The 13,724-nt window shown below is 68.0% G+C and carries 15 protein-coding genes; 14 read left to right on the top strand and 1 reads right to left on the bottom strand.

Going from position 1 to position 13,724, the window contains the following annotated elements; all coding sequences use genetic code 11:
- The first annotated feature begins 1 nt into the window (after position 1).
- From ACFVUS_RS11290 to ACFVUS_RS11245, 10 genes are all read left to right on the top strand, one after another.
- On the top strand, positions 2 to 967 hold the full coding sequence (locus ACFVUS_RS11290; protein ID WP_387763956.1) for a hypothetical protein: 966 nt from the start codon (positions 2 to 4) through the stop codon (positions 965 to 967).
- Between the two features lie 143 nt (positions 968 to 1,110).
- Complete coding sequence (locus ACFVUS_RS11285) at positions 1,111 to 1,284, top strand: hypothetical protein (protein WP_364631178.1); 174 nt, start codon at positions 1,111 to 1,113, stop codon at positions 1,282 to 1,284.
- A gap of 99 nt (positions 1,285 to 1,383) precedes the next feature.
- On the top strand, positions 1,384 to 2,328 hold the full coding sequence (locus ACFVUS_RS11280) for an NADP-dependent oxidoreductase (RefSeq protein WP_387763954.1): 945 nt from the start codon (positions 1,384 to 1,386) through the stop codon (positions 2,326 to 2,328).
- 108 nt (positions 2,329 to 2,436) lie between these two features.
- Positions 2,437 to 3,588: a sugar ABC transporter substrate-binding protein gene (locus ACFVUS_RS11275; RefSeq protein WP_387763952.1), complete on the top strand. Its 1,152-nt coding sequence runs from the start codon at positions 2,437 to 2,439 to the stop codon at positions 3,586 to 3,588.
- A 30-nt stretch (positions 3,589 to 3,618) separates the two neighbouring features.
- Entirely contained in the window at positions 3,619 to 4,392 is a 774-nt protein-coding gene (locus ACFVUS_RS11270; protein WP_376068436.1) for an ATP-binding cassette domain-containing protein, read from the top strand.
- Positions 4,389 to 5,828, top strand: a complete 1,440-nt coding sequence (locus ACFVUS_RS11265) for a sugar ABC transporter permease (RefSeq protein WP_387763949.1) — start codon at positions 4,389 to 4,391, stop codon at positions 5,826 to 5,828. Before ACFVUS_RS11270 ends, ACFVUS_RS11265 begins: the two co-directional genes overlap by 4 nt.
- A 124-nt stretch (positions 5,829 to 5,952) precedes the next feature.
- Positions 5,953 to 7,104: an ROK family protein gene (locus ACFVUS_RS11260; protein WP_387763947.1), complete on the top strand. Its 1,152-nt coding sequence runs from the start codon at positions 5,953 to 5,955 to the stop codon at positions 7,102 to 7,104.
- A gap of 89 nt (positions 7,105 to 7,193) precedes the next feature.
- On the top strand, positions 7,194 to 7,901 hold the full coding sequence (locus ACFVUS_RS11255; RefSeq protein WP_387763945.1) for a PIG-L deacetylase family protein: 708 nt from the start codon (positions 7,194 to 7,196) through the stop codon (positions 7,899 to 7,901).
- Between the two features lie 290 nt (positions 7,902 to 8,191).
- Complete coding sequence (locus tag ACFVUS_RS11250; protein WP_387763943.1) at positions 8,192 to 9,343, top strand: glycosyltransferase; 1,152 nt, start codon at positions 8,192 to 8,194, stop codon at positions 9,341 to 9,343.
- Positions 9,344 to 9,472: 129 nt separating this feature from the next.
- A complete protein-coding gene (locus tag ACFVUS_RS11245) occupies positions 9,473 to 9,664 on the top strand; it encodes a DUF3046 domain-containing protein (protein WP_364631202.1) in 192 nt (63 codons plus the stop codon).
- 3 nt (positions 9,665 to 9,667) lie between these two features.
- Here the strand turns inward: ACFVUS_RS11245 and ACFVUS_RS11240 are convergent, their stop codons facing one another.
- The gene (locus ACFVUS_RS11240; RefSeq protein ID WP_387763940.1) at positions 9,668 to 10,222 is read right to left on the bottom strand and encodes a CGNR zinc finger domain-containing protein; all 555 of its coding nucleotides are present in this window, start codon (positions 10,220 to 10,222) and stop codon (positions 9,668 to 9,670) included.
- A gap of 124 nt (positions 10,223 to 10,346) precedes the next feature.
- On the opposite strand from ACFVUS_RS11240, the gene ACFVUS_RS11235 reads away from it, so the two are divergent.
- The 4 genes from ACFVUS_RS11235 (at position 10,347) to ACFVUS_RS11220 (ending at position 13,563) form a co-directional block, all read left to right on the top strand.
- Positions 10,347 to 10,802, top strand: coding sequence for a nuclear transport factor 2 family protein (locus ACFVUS_RS11235; RefSeq protein ID WP_387765503.1), 456 nt, complete (start codon positions 10,347 to 10,349; stop codon positions 10,800 to 10,802).
- 375 nt (positions 10,803 to 11,177) lie between these two features.
- Complete coding sequence (locus ACFVUS_RS11230; protein ID WP_387763938.1) at positions 11,178 to 11,849, top strand: response regulator; 672 nt, start codon at positions 11,178 to 11,180, stop codon at positions 11,847 to 11,849.
- 50 nt (positions 11,850 to 11,899) lie between these two features.
- Complete coding sequence (locus ACFVUS_RS11225; protein WP_387763936.1) at positions 11,900 to 12,274, top strand: response regulator; 375 nt, start codon at positions 11,900 to 11,902, stop codon at positions 12,272 to 12,274.
- A 26-nt stretch (positions 12,275 to 12,300) separates the two neighbouring features.
- On the top strand, positions 12,301 to 13,563 hold the full coding sequence (locus ACFVUS_RS11220) for a sensor histidine kinase (RefSeq protein WP_387763934.1): 1,263 nt from the start codon (positions 12,301 to 12,303) through the stop codon (positions 13,561 to 13,563).
- Positions 13,564 to 13,724: the final 161 nt, after the last annotated feature.

The raw sequence follows: 13,724 nt of genomic DNA, 5'->3' as shown, positions 1-13,724 counted from the left end.
GGTGGCCTGGGCGCCACCGGGGCCGGATGCGCAGGCGCAGTTCGGGTTCGGTGGCGCCGGGTCGACATTCGATCAGAGCCGTTCGGCCGCCGCGCCCAATCCGGCGCCGGAAACTTCCGGTCGCAAGCGCGGGCGGGCCGCGCGGGTGGCGCGGGAGATGTTGGCGCCCACCGGGGTTGGGCCCGAGGAGTTGGCGCAGCGGCTGCCGGATACTTTGCGCGGGGTGGGGGAGCAGGCGCTCGTTGCCGTGCGTAAGTGGGCTGATCCGCGGGAGCGGGAGTTGCGCAAGCGGCGGCGGACGCGGCGCAGGAGTTTGCGGTTGGGGACCGCGGGTGGGTTGACCACCGCGGGAACCGTTGGGCTGGTACTTATCTCGGCTCCGGCGTGGGCGGTGATCGTGGTCGGTGGTGGCGCGGTGGCGCTGGTCACCGGGACCGCTGTCACGGCGAAGCGGTATTTGCAGTTGCGGAAGGAGCCGCTGCCGCAGGCGGCGTTCGCACCGCGCAAGCTGCCGCCGATTCGGTCGGCGGCGCGGGCGTCGATCTCACGATTGGTGCGCGCGGAACGGGCCCTGCACGGGTTGAGTGCGCAGATCGAGCGGTCGGGGCGGTTGCCCGCCGAAGATCTCAGTGACACTTTGGAAACGGCTACCTCGGGCGCCGCGGCGCTGCATGCGCTGGCCGCCGATATGGTCGCCATGGAGCAGGCCGCGAGCGTGCTCGGGCCGCGCAATTCGCCGCTGACGGAACATGTTCAGGCCATCACGGTGCGCCTGGACGGTGGCGTGGCCGAATTCGAGGGCATGGTCGCGGCCGCCGCGCGCGTGCTCGCCGTCCCGGAGAGCGCCGCGATCACCGATGACCTCGGCTGGGCCATGGTCAACCTCCGCGATGCCGCCGACCGCCTCGACGGCTGGGCGCAGGCCCTGACCGATCTCGCGGACGACCGCTACCGCGCGAACCCCTGAGCTGTTCCGGCTCGGTACCCTGGGTGACAACCCTGAACTTTCCCCGATATTGCTGCTGACCTGGTGATTTTCTGTTCCGGGCATTGCAGTATTGAGGCATCGGATCGCGCTGATCGCGGTTCGGGAACTACGGGAGGCACGGAATGCTTTGGAAGATCATCGGCATTGTCGCGGTGGTGTGGATCGCGCTCGCCATTATCGGCGCGTTGATCAAGGGGCTGTTCCCGATCCTGATGATCAGCTTGGTCGTTTTCGGTCTGTACCTGGTGTACAAGGCGATGTCGGGCTCGAACAAGAACCCGATGAGCAAGCTGTAGCGGTATCGGAACCCCGCGTGTGGGCCATTCGGAAGCGATCCGAATGGCCCACAGCCGTTTTGCGGGAATCCGTCGCGCGCACGGTACGTTGTCGGCCTTATGGCTGCTACTGCGATCGTCGCCACCAACTACGGTGGTCCCGAGGTACTCGCTCCGCTCGAGGTGGAGCTGCCCGATCCCGGTCCGGGCGAGGTGACCGTCCAGGTCCGCGCCGCCGGGGTGAATCCCTTCGATTACAAGCGCTACAGCGGTGCGTTCGGCACCGATCCGGCCGCGCTGCCGATCCGGCTGGGGCTGGAGTCGGCGGGCGTGGTGACCGCCGTCGGTCCGGACGCGGTCGGTCCGGCCGGTCCGATCGCCGTCGGTGACGAGGTGATCGTGCGCGGCGGCGCGTACGCCACCGCGCTCACCGTGCCCGCGGCGACGGTGGTGCCCAAGCCCGCCGAGGTGTCCTGGGAGGTGGCCGCCGGACTGTTGGCGGTCGGCGGCACCGCGGTGCATCTGGTGACCGCGACCGGTGTCGAGGCCGGTGACACTGTGCTGGTGCACGGTGCGGCGGGCAGTGTGGGCGCGCTGGCCGCGCAGCTCGCGGTGGCGCGTGGCGCGCGCGTGATCGGCACCGCCGCACCCGCCCGGCATGAGCGGTTGCGCGCCTACGGCATCGAACCGGTCGAGTACGGTCCCGGATTGGCCGAGCGGGTAAAGGCTTTGGCCCCGCAGGGCGTGCATGCCGCGATCGACACCGTGGGAACCGATGAGGCGGTGGATGTTTCGCTGGAGCTGGTCCCGGACCGTCAGCGCATCGCCTCGATCGTGGCGTTCGGGCGAGCAGCTCAGGATGGTTTCCAGGTGCTCGGTGGCGGTCCGGGCGCGGATCCGGGCACCGAGATTCGCGGTGCGGCCTGGCGCGAACTGCTGCCGCTGGTGGCCTCCGGCAAACTGGATCTGCCGATCGCCAAGACCTATCCGCTGACCGAGGCCGCCGCCGCGCACGAGTTCGTCATTGACGGCCATGCGGGCGGAAAGGTTGTTTTGCTGCCCTGATTTCGGCGAATCGTCCCGTCTGGGTGATCCCCTTCGCATATGTTGTTGCCCACAACATATCGGTGTGCGGCCACAATCCGGTGGCCGCCGCTCGAAAGGGTCACCCTGATGAGGACGAAGAACACGCCGAAGCGCTCCCGAGGCCTGCGGTCCGGGACCATTGCCATGGCAGTGGCGCTGACGGGTCTGCTCACGCTCACCGCGTGCGGATCCAACTCCACCAGCAGCACCGAATCCTCCGCCGCGCCCTCGGGCGGCGGCGGCAATGGCACCGTCGGGGTCATCCTCCCCGAGACCGCCACCTCGGCGCGCTGGGAATCATTCGACAAACCACTACTCCAGCAAGCCCTGCGCGCACAGGGATTCGACGCCGATGTGCAGAACGCCCAGGGCGATGTGCAGAAGTTCACCACCCTCGCGGACGGCATGATCGCCAAGGGCGTCAAGGTGCTCATCGTCGCCTCGATCAACAGCGAGGTCGGCAGCGCGGTCGCAGCCAAGGCCAAGAAGGCCGGTATCCCGACCATCGATTACGACCGCCTCAATCTGGGCGGATCCTCGGACTACTACGTCTCTTTCGACAATGTGCGCGTGGGTGAACTCCAGGGCCAGGCCCTGATCACCGCGCTCAAGGACAAGCCGGGCGCACAGGTCGTCGAGATCGAGGGCGCGCCGACCGATAACAACGCCACCCTGTTCCATCGGGGTCAGCTCAAAGCCCTTCAGCCGCTTTATGATTCGGGCGTGCTGAAACTGGTGCGCAGCCAGGCCATCGACGGCTGGGATAACCAGAAGGGCGGCAGCACCTTCGAGCAGATCCTCACCGGTAACGGCGGCAAGGTCGACGGCGTGGTAGCCGCCAACGACGGCCTCGCGGGCGCGGTCATCACCGTGCTGAAGAAGAACGGCCTCAATGGCAAGGTCCCGGTGACCGGCCAGGACGCCACCGCCGACGGCCTCAAGGCCGTGCTGCGCGGCGATCAGTACATGACGGTCTTCAAGCCCATCAAGGACGAGGCCGAATCCGCCGCGAAACTCGCTGTGGCCCTTGCCAAGGGCGATAAGGCCGCAGCGGATGCGCTGGCGCAGGGCGTGAGCCAGGATCCCAAGGGCAAGCGGGATGTGAAATCGGTACTGCTGACCCCGCAGACGATCACCCGCGCGGACGTCAAAGTGGTGACCGACGCCGGATTCGTCAAGGCGAGCGATATCTGCGGCGGCGATCTCAAGGCCGCCTGCACCGAACTCGGCATCTCCTGACGCCGCCGTAACTAGCCGGAGAACTATGCGATGAGCGAGCCGCTGCTCCAGATCACCGGGCTGAACAAGAGTTTCGGCCCGGTGCACGTACTGCACGATGTGGATCTGACCGTGCCCGCGGGCGAGGTCACCGCCCTGGTCGGCGATAACGGCGCGGGTAAGACCACATTGGTGAAATGCGTTGCCGGAATACACCCTTCGGACTCCGGCGAGGTGCGATTCCGGGGTGAGCCCGCACACCTGCGCGGGCCCAAGGACGCGGCGGCGCTCGGTATCGAGGTGGTCTACCAGGACCTGGCCCTGGCCGACAATCTCGATATCGTGGCCAATATGTTCCTCGGCCGCGAACGCGGGAAACCGTGGCTGCTGGACGAGGCGAGCATGGAGGAGGCGGCGCGCACCACGCTGGCCTCCCTCGGGGTGCGGACGGTGAAATCCGTTCGCACGCCGGTGGCTTCGCTCTCGGGCGGGCAGCGGCAGACCGTCGCCATCGCCAAAGCGGTGCTCTGGAACAGCAATCTGGTGCTGCTGGACGAACCGACCGCGGCGCTCGGTGTCGCGCAGACCCGGCAGGTGCTGGATCTGGTGCGGCGCTTGGCCGAACAGGGTTTGGGCGTGGTGCTGATCAGCCACAACCTGGCCGATGTCTTCGAGGTCGCGGACCGCATCGCGGTGCTGTACCTGGGCCGGATGGCGGCCCAGGTGCGCACCGCCGATGTCACGCACAGTCAGGTGGTGGAGTTGATCACCGCCGGTCGCTCGGGTGAGCTCGGGCTGGCCCGTCCGGAAGCGGTGGCGCTGTGAGCGAGAAAGCCGTTGACATGAACAAGGTTTCGGAGAAATCCGATTCCGCCGCGATCACCGATTTCGGTATCGACACCACCACCAGATCCACCCGGGAGGCGCTGGGAGAGTATCTCGCCCGTTTGAGGGGAGGTGAGATCGGTTCGCTCCCAGCTCTTCTCGGTCTTCTCGCGCTGGTGGTGCTGTTCTCGGTGCAGTCCGATGTGTTCTTCTCGCTCAACAACATCGCCAATCTGCTCGCGCAGGGCGCGGGGCAGACCATCATCGCCATCGGCATCGTCTATGTGCTGCTGATCGGTGAGATCGACCTGTCGGCGGGTACCGCGTCCGGGGTGGCGGGCGCGGTGCTGGCCATGCACTACGTGCACGACGGGAACCTGCTCACCGGCATGGGTTCCACCGTGTTCTTCCTCTTCAACGGCCTGCTGGTGCTGGCGGCGATTCTGGCTGGGCTGCTGCGCATTTGGCCGGGCGTGGCCATGTCACTGCTCGGCGTGCTGATCACCGTGATCGGCTTCAAGGCCAATCCGTGGATCGAGATGCTGCTGGCGGTGTGCGTGGGCGCGGCCATCGGCTGCATCACCGGCTTCCTCATCGCCAAGATCGGCATGCCGTCCTTCGTGGTGACGCTCGCGCTGTTCCTGACCTGGCAGGGCGTGATTCTGCAACTCATCGGTGAAGGCGGTGTGCTGGGCATCAGTTCCTCGCACGTACTGGATCAGGTGGCGAACGGAAATCTGTCCACCGCCGGCAGCTGGGCGCTGTTCGTGGTGGGTGCGGGCGGATATACGGCCGTCACCCTGGGCGGGCATCTGCGGCGGCGGCAGCGCGGTCTGGTCACCCAGCCGACACCGCTGGTCGCCGCGAAAGTGTTGGCGCTCATCGTATTGGCGGCCGTGGCGACCGCGCTGCTGACCGTGAACCGTTCGCCGAGCAATCTGATCGTCATCTCGGGTGTGCCCTATGTGGTGCCGATCGTGCTGGCGCTGCTGGTGGCGGGCACCTTCGTGCTCAACCGCACCCGCTACGGGCGGCACATCTATGCGGTGGGCGGTAACGCCGAGGCCGCGCGGCGTGCGGGCATCAACGTAACCCAGTTGCGGGCAAGCGTTTTCGTCATCTCCTCGTCCTGTGCTGCGGTCGGCGCGATCGTGTATTCGTCCAAGGTCGGTTCGGTGGATCCGCAGGCGGGCGGGCTCAATACCCTGCTCTTCGCGGTCGGTGCGGCCGTGATCGGCGGTACCTCGCTGTTCGGCGGCCGGGGCCGGGTGGCCGACGCCGTGATCGGTGGTGCGGTGCTGGCGGTCGTCTCCAATGGGCTGGGCCTGCTGCAACAACCGGCCGCGGTGGTCTCCATCGTCACCGGTCTGGTGCTGCTGCTCGCCGCGACCGTGGACGCGCTGTCTCGGCGGCGCTCGGCGACGGCGCAGCGATGAGGCCGCGCAATTCACCCGCAGCCGCCCCCAACCGGGCTGCGGGTGGGCCGGATTCGCGCGGCGTTGCGCGGAACACGCAAGGCGCTGGAAGGGCGGTCGGCACGGCAATGGTATTGCTAAGTCCATGACCGTCGCCCGCCCGGACGAGGTGCGCCGCTATAACCGGTCCAGCCTCCTGAGGCTGCTGCATACCGGAGGACCCACCACCCGGGCAGCGCTCGCCACCGCGTTGGGGCTCAATCGATCCACCATCAAAATGCTGGTCGACGGGCTCGCCGAGGCCGGACTGGTGGAGGAGCGGGTGCCGCGGCTGGCCAGCGGCGCGGGCCGCCCGTCGCTGCTGGTGCTGCCGCAGCCGCAGTCCGCGGCGGTGCTGGCGGTGGATGTGCGCGCCGAGCACGCCGGGATCGCGCTGGTCGGCTTCGGCGGGCAGGTGCTCGGGCGCAACAGCTGGAATCTGCATGGGCGGCAACGGGAACCGGACGAGGTGATCACCCACGTCGCCGAATCCGCCGCCCTGCTCGCCGATGATCTCGGGGTGCGCCCGCTCTCGGCCGGGGTGTCGGTGCCGGGTGTGGTGCGGCGTTCCGACGGTCTGGTGCGCAGTTCGGAGAATCTGCGCTGGGCCGAGGTGGCGCTCGGGCAGCGTCTGGGCGCGGTGCTGGAATTGCCGGTGGTGGTCGGCAACGATGCCGAATTCGGTGCGCTCGCAGAGCATGTGCGCGGTGCGGGCAAGGGTGCGAGCGATGCCGTCTTCGTCTCCGCCGATGTCGGGGTGGGCGGCGGGCTCATCGCGCAGGGCGCACTGCTGCGCGGCTCCGCGGGCTACCTCGGCGAAATCGGGCACATGATGGTGCGCCCCGGCGGTCTGCCCTGCCACTGCGGCAATGAGGGCTGCTGGGAGACCGAGGTCGGCGAGGCGGCGCTGTGCCGCGCGCTCGGCCTGCCCGAACACGGTCCGCGCGGTGCGATCGTCGCCGAACTCCGTGCCCTGCACGAGGATTGCGATACCCGCCTCGCCGACTACCTGAACTGGCTGACCCTCGGACTGGTCAATGTCGTGAATATCCTCGGCCCGGAACTGGTGGTGCTCGGCGATCTGTTCACCGCGCTGCCCGATGCCACGGTCGCCAGGGTCGCCGATGAGGTCCGCCGCCGCAGCATGGTCAGTCGTGCGCTCGGCGGGGTGCGCATCGAAAAGTCCCGCCTCGGAGCCGATTTGAAGCTGCTGGGGGCGGCCGAGGCGGCATTTGACGGGGTCCTGGCCGCGCTGTAGCGCGCTGCCGCCCGCTCTTCCGGTCAACGCGCGGCATCGAATCCAACGAGTCGGCATCCGTTGGCCCGGGTCTGGTATTGAATTCACCCATGGAGCAGCTTCCCGAGGACTGGCAGCGCGGACTCGTGATCGTCGCGCACCCCGATGACATCGAATACGGTGCGGCCGCCGCCGTCGCGCGCTGGACACGACAGGGCAAGGACATTCGGTACGTCCTGGTCACCAGCGGTGAGGCCGGGATCGCGGGACTGACGCCCGCCGAAGCCGGTCCGCTGCGCGAGGACGAGGAACGCGCCAGCGCGAAGATCGTCGGCGTCAGCCAGGTGGAATTCCTCGGCTACCCGGACGGCCGCATCGAGGAAGGCCTCGCGCTGCGCCGCGATCTCGCCGCCGCGATTCGACGGCATCGGCCGGACATGGTGGTGCTCTTCAACTTCGGCGATGTCTGGGCGCGCGGCTACGCCAATAGCGCCGACCACCGCGCCGTCGGCCGCTCCGGCCTGGACGCGGTATCGGACGCGGGCAATGAATGGATCCACCCCGACCTGGACCTGCCACCGCACTCCCCGCGCTGGGCGGCGGTCTGCGGCGTCGCCGACGGCAGCCACGGCGTGGATGTCACCGACACCATCGAGACGGCCGTGGAATCGTTGTCCGCGCACCACCGCTACCTCGGCGCGCTGAGCTCCGATCCCGTCGCCGATCAGGCGCGCGCGGTCATCGATATGACCGCCGGTCCCAAGGAAGGCTTCCCCGCCGCCCGCGCCGTCTCCTTCGAGCTGTACTACTTCGGTTAGCGGCGGCTTCGGCCGAATACTCGGTGCGCGGCCCGGGGAAATGCGCAGGAGAGCCCGACGGCAGTCGACGCGCCCAGCACTGCTTCTTTTCCGTCCATGGCGGGAGGCCCGGCCGTGGTCACCTCTCCCGATGCCGGCCGACGTGGATGTAATGGCGCAGCTGGGTACCCGGCTTTGACCTGCGTCATCGCATGCGCGGTGGTGTCGTCTCTGCCTGTCGGTAGGCGATACCGGTGAGTGTTGTTGGGTGAGTGGCTTGTGCGGCCGGGCGGGTGTGGGAGGCTACGCGTGTGCGAGTAGCGGTGGTGGCCGGGCCTGATCCGGGACATGCCTTTCCGGCGATCGCGTTATGCCTGCGAATGCTGGCGGCGGGCGATGATCCGGTGTTGTTCACCAGTCCGCGCTGGTTCGACGCGGCGCTGGCGGCGGGCATCGGGGTGCGGCGGTTGAAGGGGCTGGCCCCGCGCGCCGAGGACGACGATGCCGACGCGGGTGCGCGCATCCATCAACGGGCGGCGCATATTTCGACCGAGATCCTCCCCGATCTCAGTGCCATGCTGCCCGAACTGGTGGTGTCGGATGTGCTCACCGCCGGTGGCGGCATGGCGGCCGAACGGCTGGGGCTGCCGTGGGTGGAGCTGTCACCGCATCCGCTGTACCTGCCGTCGAAGGGCTTGCCGCCCATCGGAAGTGGGCTCACGCCGGGGGAGGGCATGCGCGGGCGCGCCCGGGATTCGGTGCTGCGCACGCTGACCGCGCGCGATATCCGCCGCGGTGAGGCGCAGCGCGGGCTGGCGCGGGTGAGTATCGGTCTGCCCGAACAGGATCCCGGACCGGCGGCGCGCTTGATCGCCACCCTGCCCGCCCTGGAAGTGCCGCGGCCGGATTGGCCGGAGAACGCGCACCTGGTCGGACCGCTGCTGTGGGAGCCGACCGATCACATTCTCGAGCTGCCGCCCGGGGACGAGCCGCTGATCATGGTCGCGCCCTCGACCGCGCATACGGGTGTGGCGGACATGGTTGAAACCGTGCTCGAGGGACTGCGCGGTGCGGGCGTGCGTGTCGCGGTCTCCACCCTGGACACCCCGCCGACCGACCTGCCCGCCTGGGCTACAGCCGGTTTGGGGCGTCAGGACGAATTGCTGCGCCACGCGTCGGTGGTCATCGGTGGCGGCGGGCACGGACTGCTCGCCAAATCGCTGCTGGCCGGGGTGCCCGTGGTCACGGTGCCCGGCGGTGGTGACCAATGGGAGCTGGCGAATCGTGTTGTCCGCCAAGGTAGTTCGATCCTCATCCGTCCGTTGACCCCCGAATCCGTCCGCGACGCGGTGAAACAGATCCTCGACGATCCGGCGTACACGACCGCCGCTCGATCGGCCGCCGCCGGAATCTCGGTTGTCTCCGACGCGGTCCAGATCTGCCACGATGCGGCCACGGCCTGACGGTGTCGCATAGGCCATGCGCATCGTGATTCAGGTGCGGTGCGCATCGGCCGGATGGGTGCGCGGGCCGGATTTCGCGGAAAGCGGAGCGGTGCGCGGGGGTCTTTGCCGTGGCGTAGGCTCGCGGCCGTGCGATTGACGGAGTTCCAGGAGCTGTTGCATACCGAGTTCGGTACGGCGCGTGGGGATGCGCTGCTCACCGACCATGTGCTGCCGCGGATCGGGAAGACGGGTGCGCAGGCCATCGATTCGGGCATCGACCCGCGCGATGTGTGGCGCGCGCTGTGCGCCGAGTTCGATGTGCCCAAGACGCGCTGGTAGTCCCTACTCGTCCGGATGTGTCTTCTTGGCGTAGTGCCGGGTGGCCTTGGCTCGATTGCCACAGGTCGCCATGGAATGCCAGCGGCGCGCGCCGTTCTTCGAGGTGTCGTGGAACCAGAGCACGCAATTGGGGTGGGCGCACTGTTTGACGCGATCGGGGGCCGCGGCCAATAGCTCCAGCAGGTTGTCGGCCGCCAGCCAGGCCGGGAACCATTCGGCGTGCCGGACATCGGGTTCGGCCACCGGACCGTCGGGGGTGAGCGCGCGGCGGATTCGACCGTGGTCCAGGACACGATTCAGATCGTCCGCGGGACCGCCGCGCACCGTGTGCAGGATCGCCTCGCGCGTGGCAACGACCGCGCGCAGCATGGCGGCGTCGGCCGTGACCGACAGGTCGTTCTCCGCCAGCCACTGCCGCAATCCGGCCAGGTCGGTGAGCAGATCCCGCGGGCCCTCCGCGTCGATCCAGCGGGTGTTCAGCAGGTCCAGCGCTAGCGGTTCGCCGAGGTGGGGGCGTGGATCGGGCACGCCTGAGACTAACTGTCGTTGGCTCGTCATCGCTGGAACACCTCCTCTCTAACCGGTGTTGCCGATAATGAAGGTTGACAGCAAGGGTGTGCGACCCTAGCTTTCTAACCGTTCAAACGCTTCAGTATGGTTAATTCTTCCGTGAAAGGACCGCATCATGCGACCCCCACTGCCACCCTTCGATCTGGAATCGGCCAAGCTGAAGGTCCGCGCCGCCGAGAACGCCTGGAACACTCGTGATCCGGAGAAGGTCGCGCAGGCGTACACCGAGGATTCGGTCTGGCGCAATCGCGATGAATTCCTGACCGGCCGCGCCGAGATCGTCGACTTCCTGAAGCGCAAATGGTCCGCCGAGAACGGCTACGCCCTGCGCAAACAGCTCTGGAGCTTCGACGGCGACCGCATCGCCGTGCGCTTCCAGTACGAATGGCATGACGAATCGGGCCAATGGTGGCGCAGCTACGGCAATGAACTCTGGGAATTCTCCCCCGAGGGCCTGATGTCGCGTCGCGAGGCGAGCATCAACGACACCCGCATCGAGGAATCCGCGCGGCGCATCTTCGGTACGCGCGGCGACGAGGACGCCGACTGGGATCTGCCGCTCGAGTGAACAGCGCACCCCGGCAGGGATTTCGGTCGGTCTCCGGGGCGGTGCGGACCCCTCCGCCGCGCCGCCCCGGAGTATCACCGGAAGTGGCCGGTGGGCAGCCTCATCGCGGATGCGCGTGTCTCCGCTCGGGCCGAAAGTTCTTCTCCCGCTCGGCCATCGCGGCGGGCAGTGCCGCGATGGCCTTATGGGGCGGGCGGGTTGCCGATGCGGGATTGCGTCGGCCTCTAAATAGTCGGCGATCGGAGTCCGGGGCGGCAGCCTGTACGCACCACTCGTCGACGGGGTGCTGGCACCACCGTGCGAGTGCGCTGCCCCGGGAATTGAGGTAGTCCCGTACGGGTGCGCGGCGGGCCGGGGTGGAGGATCCTCGCAGGGGTGAACACCGGCCGGGTGAAGGTTGTCGTCGCCGAGGACTCGATACTGCTGCGCGAGAGCGTATTGCGGGTGCTGGCAACGGATTCGGGTATCGAGGTGGTCGGGGCGGGCACCGATTTCACCTCCACGCTGGAGGTGGTGCGCGCGGCACGGCCCGATGTGCTCATCACCGATGTGCGAATGCCGCCCACCGGCACCGATGAGGGGGTGCGGCTGGCCAGACTGCTGCGCGAGACGCATCCAGAGACCGGGGTGCTGGTGCTGTCGCACTATGCCGAACCCGCCTATGCCGCAGGGCTGCTCGACGGCGGTTCGGTGGGGCGCGGCTATCTGCTCAAGGAGCGCATCGCGCATTTCGATCAACTGCTCAATGCCGTGCACGTGATCGCGGGCGGCGGTTCGATTCTCGATCCGCTGATCATGGAAGCGCTACTGGCGCAACGCCCGCAGCGGGAACTGGTCGACCGGCTCACCGCACGCGAACATCAGGTGCTCGGGGAGATCGCGCTCGGCGGCAGCAATCGAGTCGTCGCCGAACGGCTCGCGCTCTCACAGCGAGCCGTCGAGAAGCACATCAATTCGATCTTCGCCAAGCTCGGGCTCACCGCCGATCCGGCACTGGATCAGCGGGTGGCGGCGGTGCTGGTATTCCTGTCCGCGCACGAGCGCTAGGGGGTGTGTGCACCCTTTCGGTACCCCGCCCGGCGCGGCACCATGACAGCATGAATGCCGAAGTGCCGGTGTGGATCGTCGATGATCGCGCGGCCTTCCGGCGTGCCCTGGCTGCGACGATCGCCGCCAGCGCGGGCTTCGCGGTGGCCGGTGAGGCCGCCACCGGTGAGGCGGCCCTCGAACTGCTCGAGCGGGCGGCGGCCGGGCTGGTGCTGATGGATATCAATATGCCCGGCATCGGCGGTATCGAGGCGACCCGCCGGATCAGCGGCGCGCACCCCGGGGTGCGGGTGCTGCTGATGTCGACCTATGACACATCCGATCTCCCGGACGAGGTATCGCAGTGTGGCGCAGCTGGATACGTGCACAAGGAAAACCTGAGCCCCGAGTTGATCGCGACGGTGTGGACCCGACTGAACCGTTGATCCGGGGCCGGGACGATACCGCCGCCGTGAGCCGGAATCGACTGCGGCAGTTCCTGTTCGCCGCCTACGGAACCATCGCGGTCCTGCTCGGACTGTGCCTGATCGCGCAGCTGCTGCGGCCCTCGATCTGGAATATCGCGCTGGCGGCGGTGCTGGCGGGCAACGCCCTCATCGATATCGGGGTGCTGCGGCTGGTCGAGCGTGGCGCGCTGGCTCTCGCGGTCACGGTGATCTCGGTCGAGCTGTGGGTGAGCGCGATGGTCGCGTCGTATCTGTCGCCGTTCACGCTGCCGATTCACGTGGTCGCGGCGATCCTGCCCGCGATTTTCGTTGTGCCGTACGTGGATCGGCGACTGCTGCCGGGATTCTCGATCGTCACCATCGCCTGCGTCGTGGTGTGCGGGGTACTGGCCGCGCCGCTGCTGAGTTCGGTGCCGCGCTCACCCGGCATCTCCGCCGCCGCGATCGTCGGGCTGCCGGTGATGTCCACGCTGATCCTGCTGGTGGTGTGGCATACCGCGACCACCCTGCAGGACATCGCGACCGCTGCCCGGCGCAGTGCGGACGCACTGGCCCTCTCACAACGGTTACTGGCGCGGCGCGCGGAACAGCTCGCGGCCTCGCGCGCCCGGCTGGTCGCGGCGATCGACGCCGAACGGCGCAGGCTGGAACGCGATCTGCACGATGGCGCGCAGCAGGACCTCGTTGCGGTCGCGGTGACGGTGCAGCTGGCCCGGCAGTTGGTCGGCAGGAACGATGACGAATGCGCCCGAATGCTAACCGAGGCAAGCGATCTGCTGCAAACCGCGATCGGGGAGATCCGCCGGCTCGCGCACGGCATCTACCCGACCCTGCTGGCCTCGGGCGGGCTGCGGGCCGCGCTGGCCGGGGTCGCGCATCGCTCCGCCGTGCCGGTGCTGCTGAATATCGCCGACCTGGGCAGGTACAGCGGCGAGATCGAGACCGCGCTCTACTTCTGCTGCCTCGAGGCGCTACAGAACACCGCCAAACACGGCGGAAACGGTGTCACCGCCACCATTTCCACGCATCAGGAGGACGGGACGCTGACCATCACCGTGTCGGACAACGGAGTCGGATTCGAGCCATCGGAGCAGCCCGCGGGCGTGGGGCTCACGAATATGCAGGATCGCCTCGCGGTGATCGGCGGCGCGCTGATCGTGACCTCGACACCGGGGGAGGGCACGCGGGTGACGGCAACCGTTCCCGCACAACCGATTCCGGGACACCCCCGCATCGATGATGAGGAGGCGTCCCGGCTATCGCGTTAGGCACGCGCCGATCGTTGTGGCCGTGGCCGGGGGGGGGGCCTCGTTTAAAACCCCCCGCCCCCCCCCCCGCGTGACCCGCCGGGGCAGCCACCGTTTAAAGCGCCCGTCGAATATAAAAAAAAAAACCAGCCCACCACAAAAGGAGGGTTTTAAAAAGTGGT

The organism is Nocardia sp. NPDC058058 (assembly GCF_042885355.1).
Classification (GTDB): domain Bacteria; phylum Actinomycetota; class Actinomycetes; order Mycobacteriales; family Mycobacteriaceae; genus Nocardia.
This window is presented reverse-complemented; position numbering and strand designations above follow the sequence as displayed.

Coding starts and splice junctions, on each gene's coding strand:
- ACFVUS_RS11285 (WP_364631178.1), top strand. CDS start 1,111: ATGCTTTGGAAGATCATCGGCATTGTCGCGGTGGTGTGGATCGCGCTC.
- ACFVUS_RS11280 (WP_387763954.1), top strand. CDS start 1,384: ATGGCTGCTACTGCGATCGTCGCCACCAACTACGGTGGTCCCGAGGTA.
- ACFVUS_RS11275 (WP_387763952.1), top strand. CDS start 2,437: ATGAGGACGAAGAACACGCCGAAGCGCTCCCGAGGCCTGCGGTCCGGG.
- ACFVUS_RS11270 (WP_376068436.1), top strand. CDS start 3,619: ATGAGCGAGCCGCTGCTCCAGATCACCGGGCTGAACAAGAGTTTCGGC.
- ACFVUS_RS11260 (WP_387763947.1), top strand. CDS start 5,953: ATGACCGTCGCCCGCCCGGACGAGGTGCGCCGCTATAACCGGTCCAGC.
- ACFVUS_RS11255 (WP_387763945.1), top strand. CDS start 7,194: ATGGAGCAGCTTCCCGAGGACTGGCAGCGCGGACTCGTGATCGTCGCG.
- ACFVUS_RS11240 (WP_387763940.1), bottom strand. CDS start 10,222: ATGACGAGCCAACGACAGTTAGTCTCAGGCGTGCCCGATCCACGCCCC.
- ACFVUS_RS11225 (WP_387763936.1), top strand. CDS start 11,900: ATGAATGCCGAAGTGCCGGTGTGGATCGTCGATGATCGCGCGGCCTTC.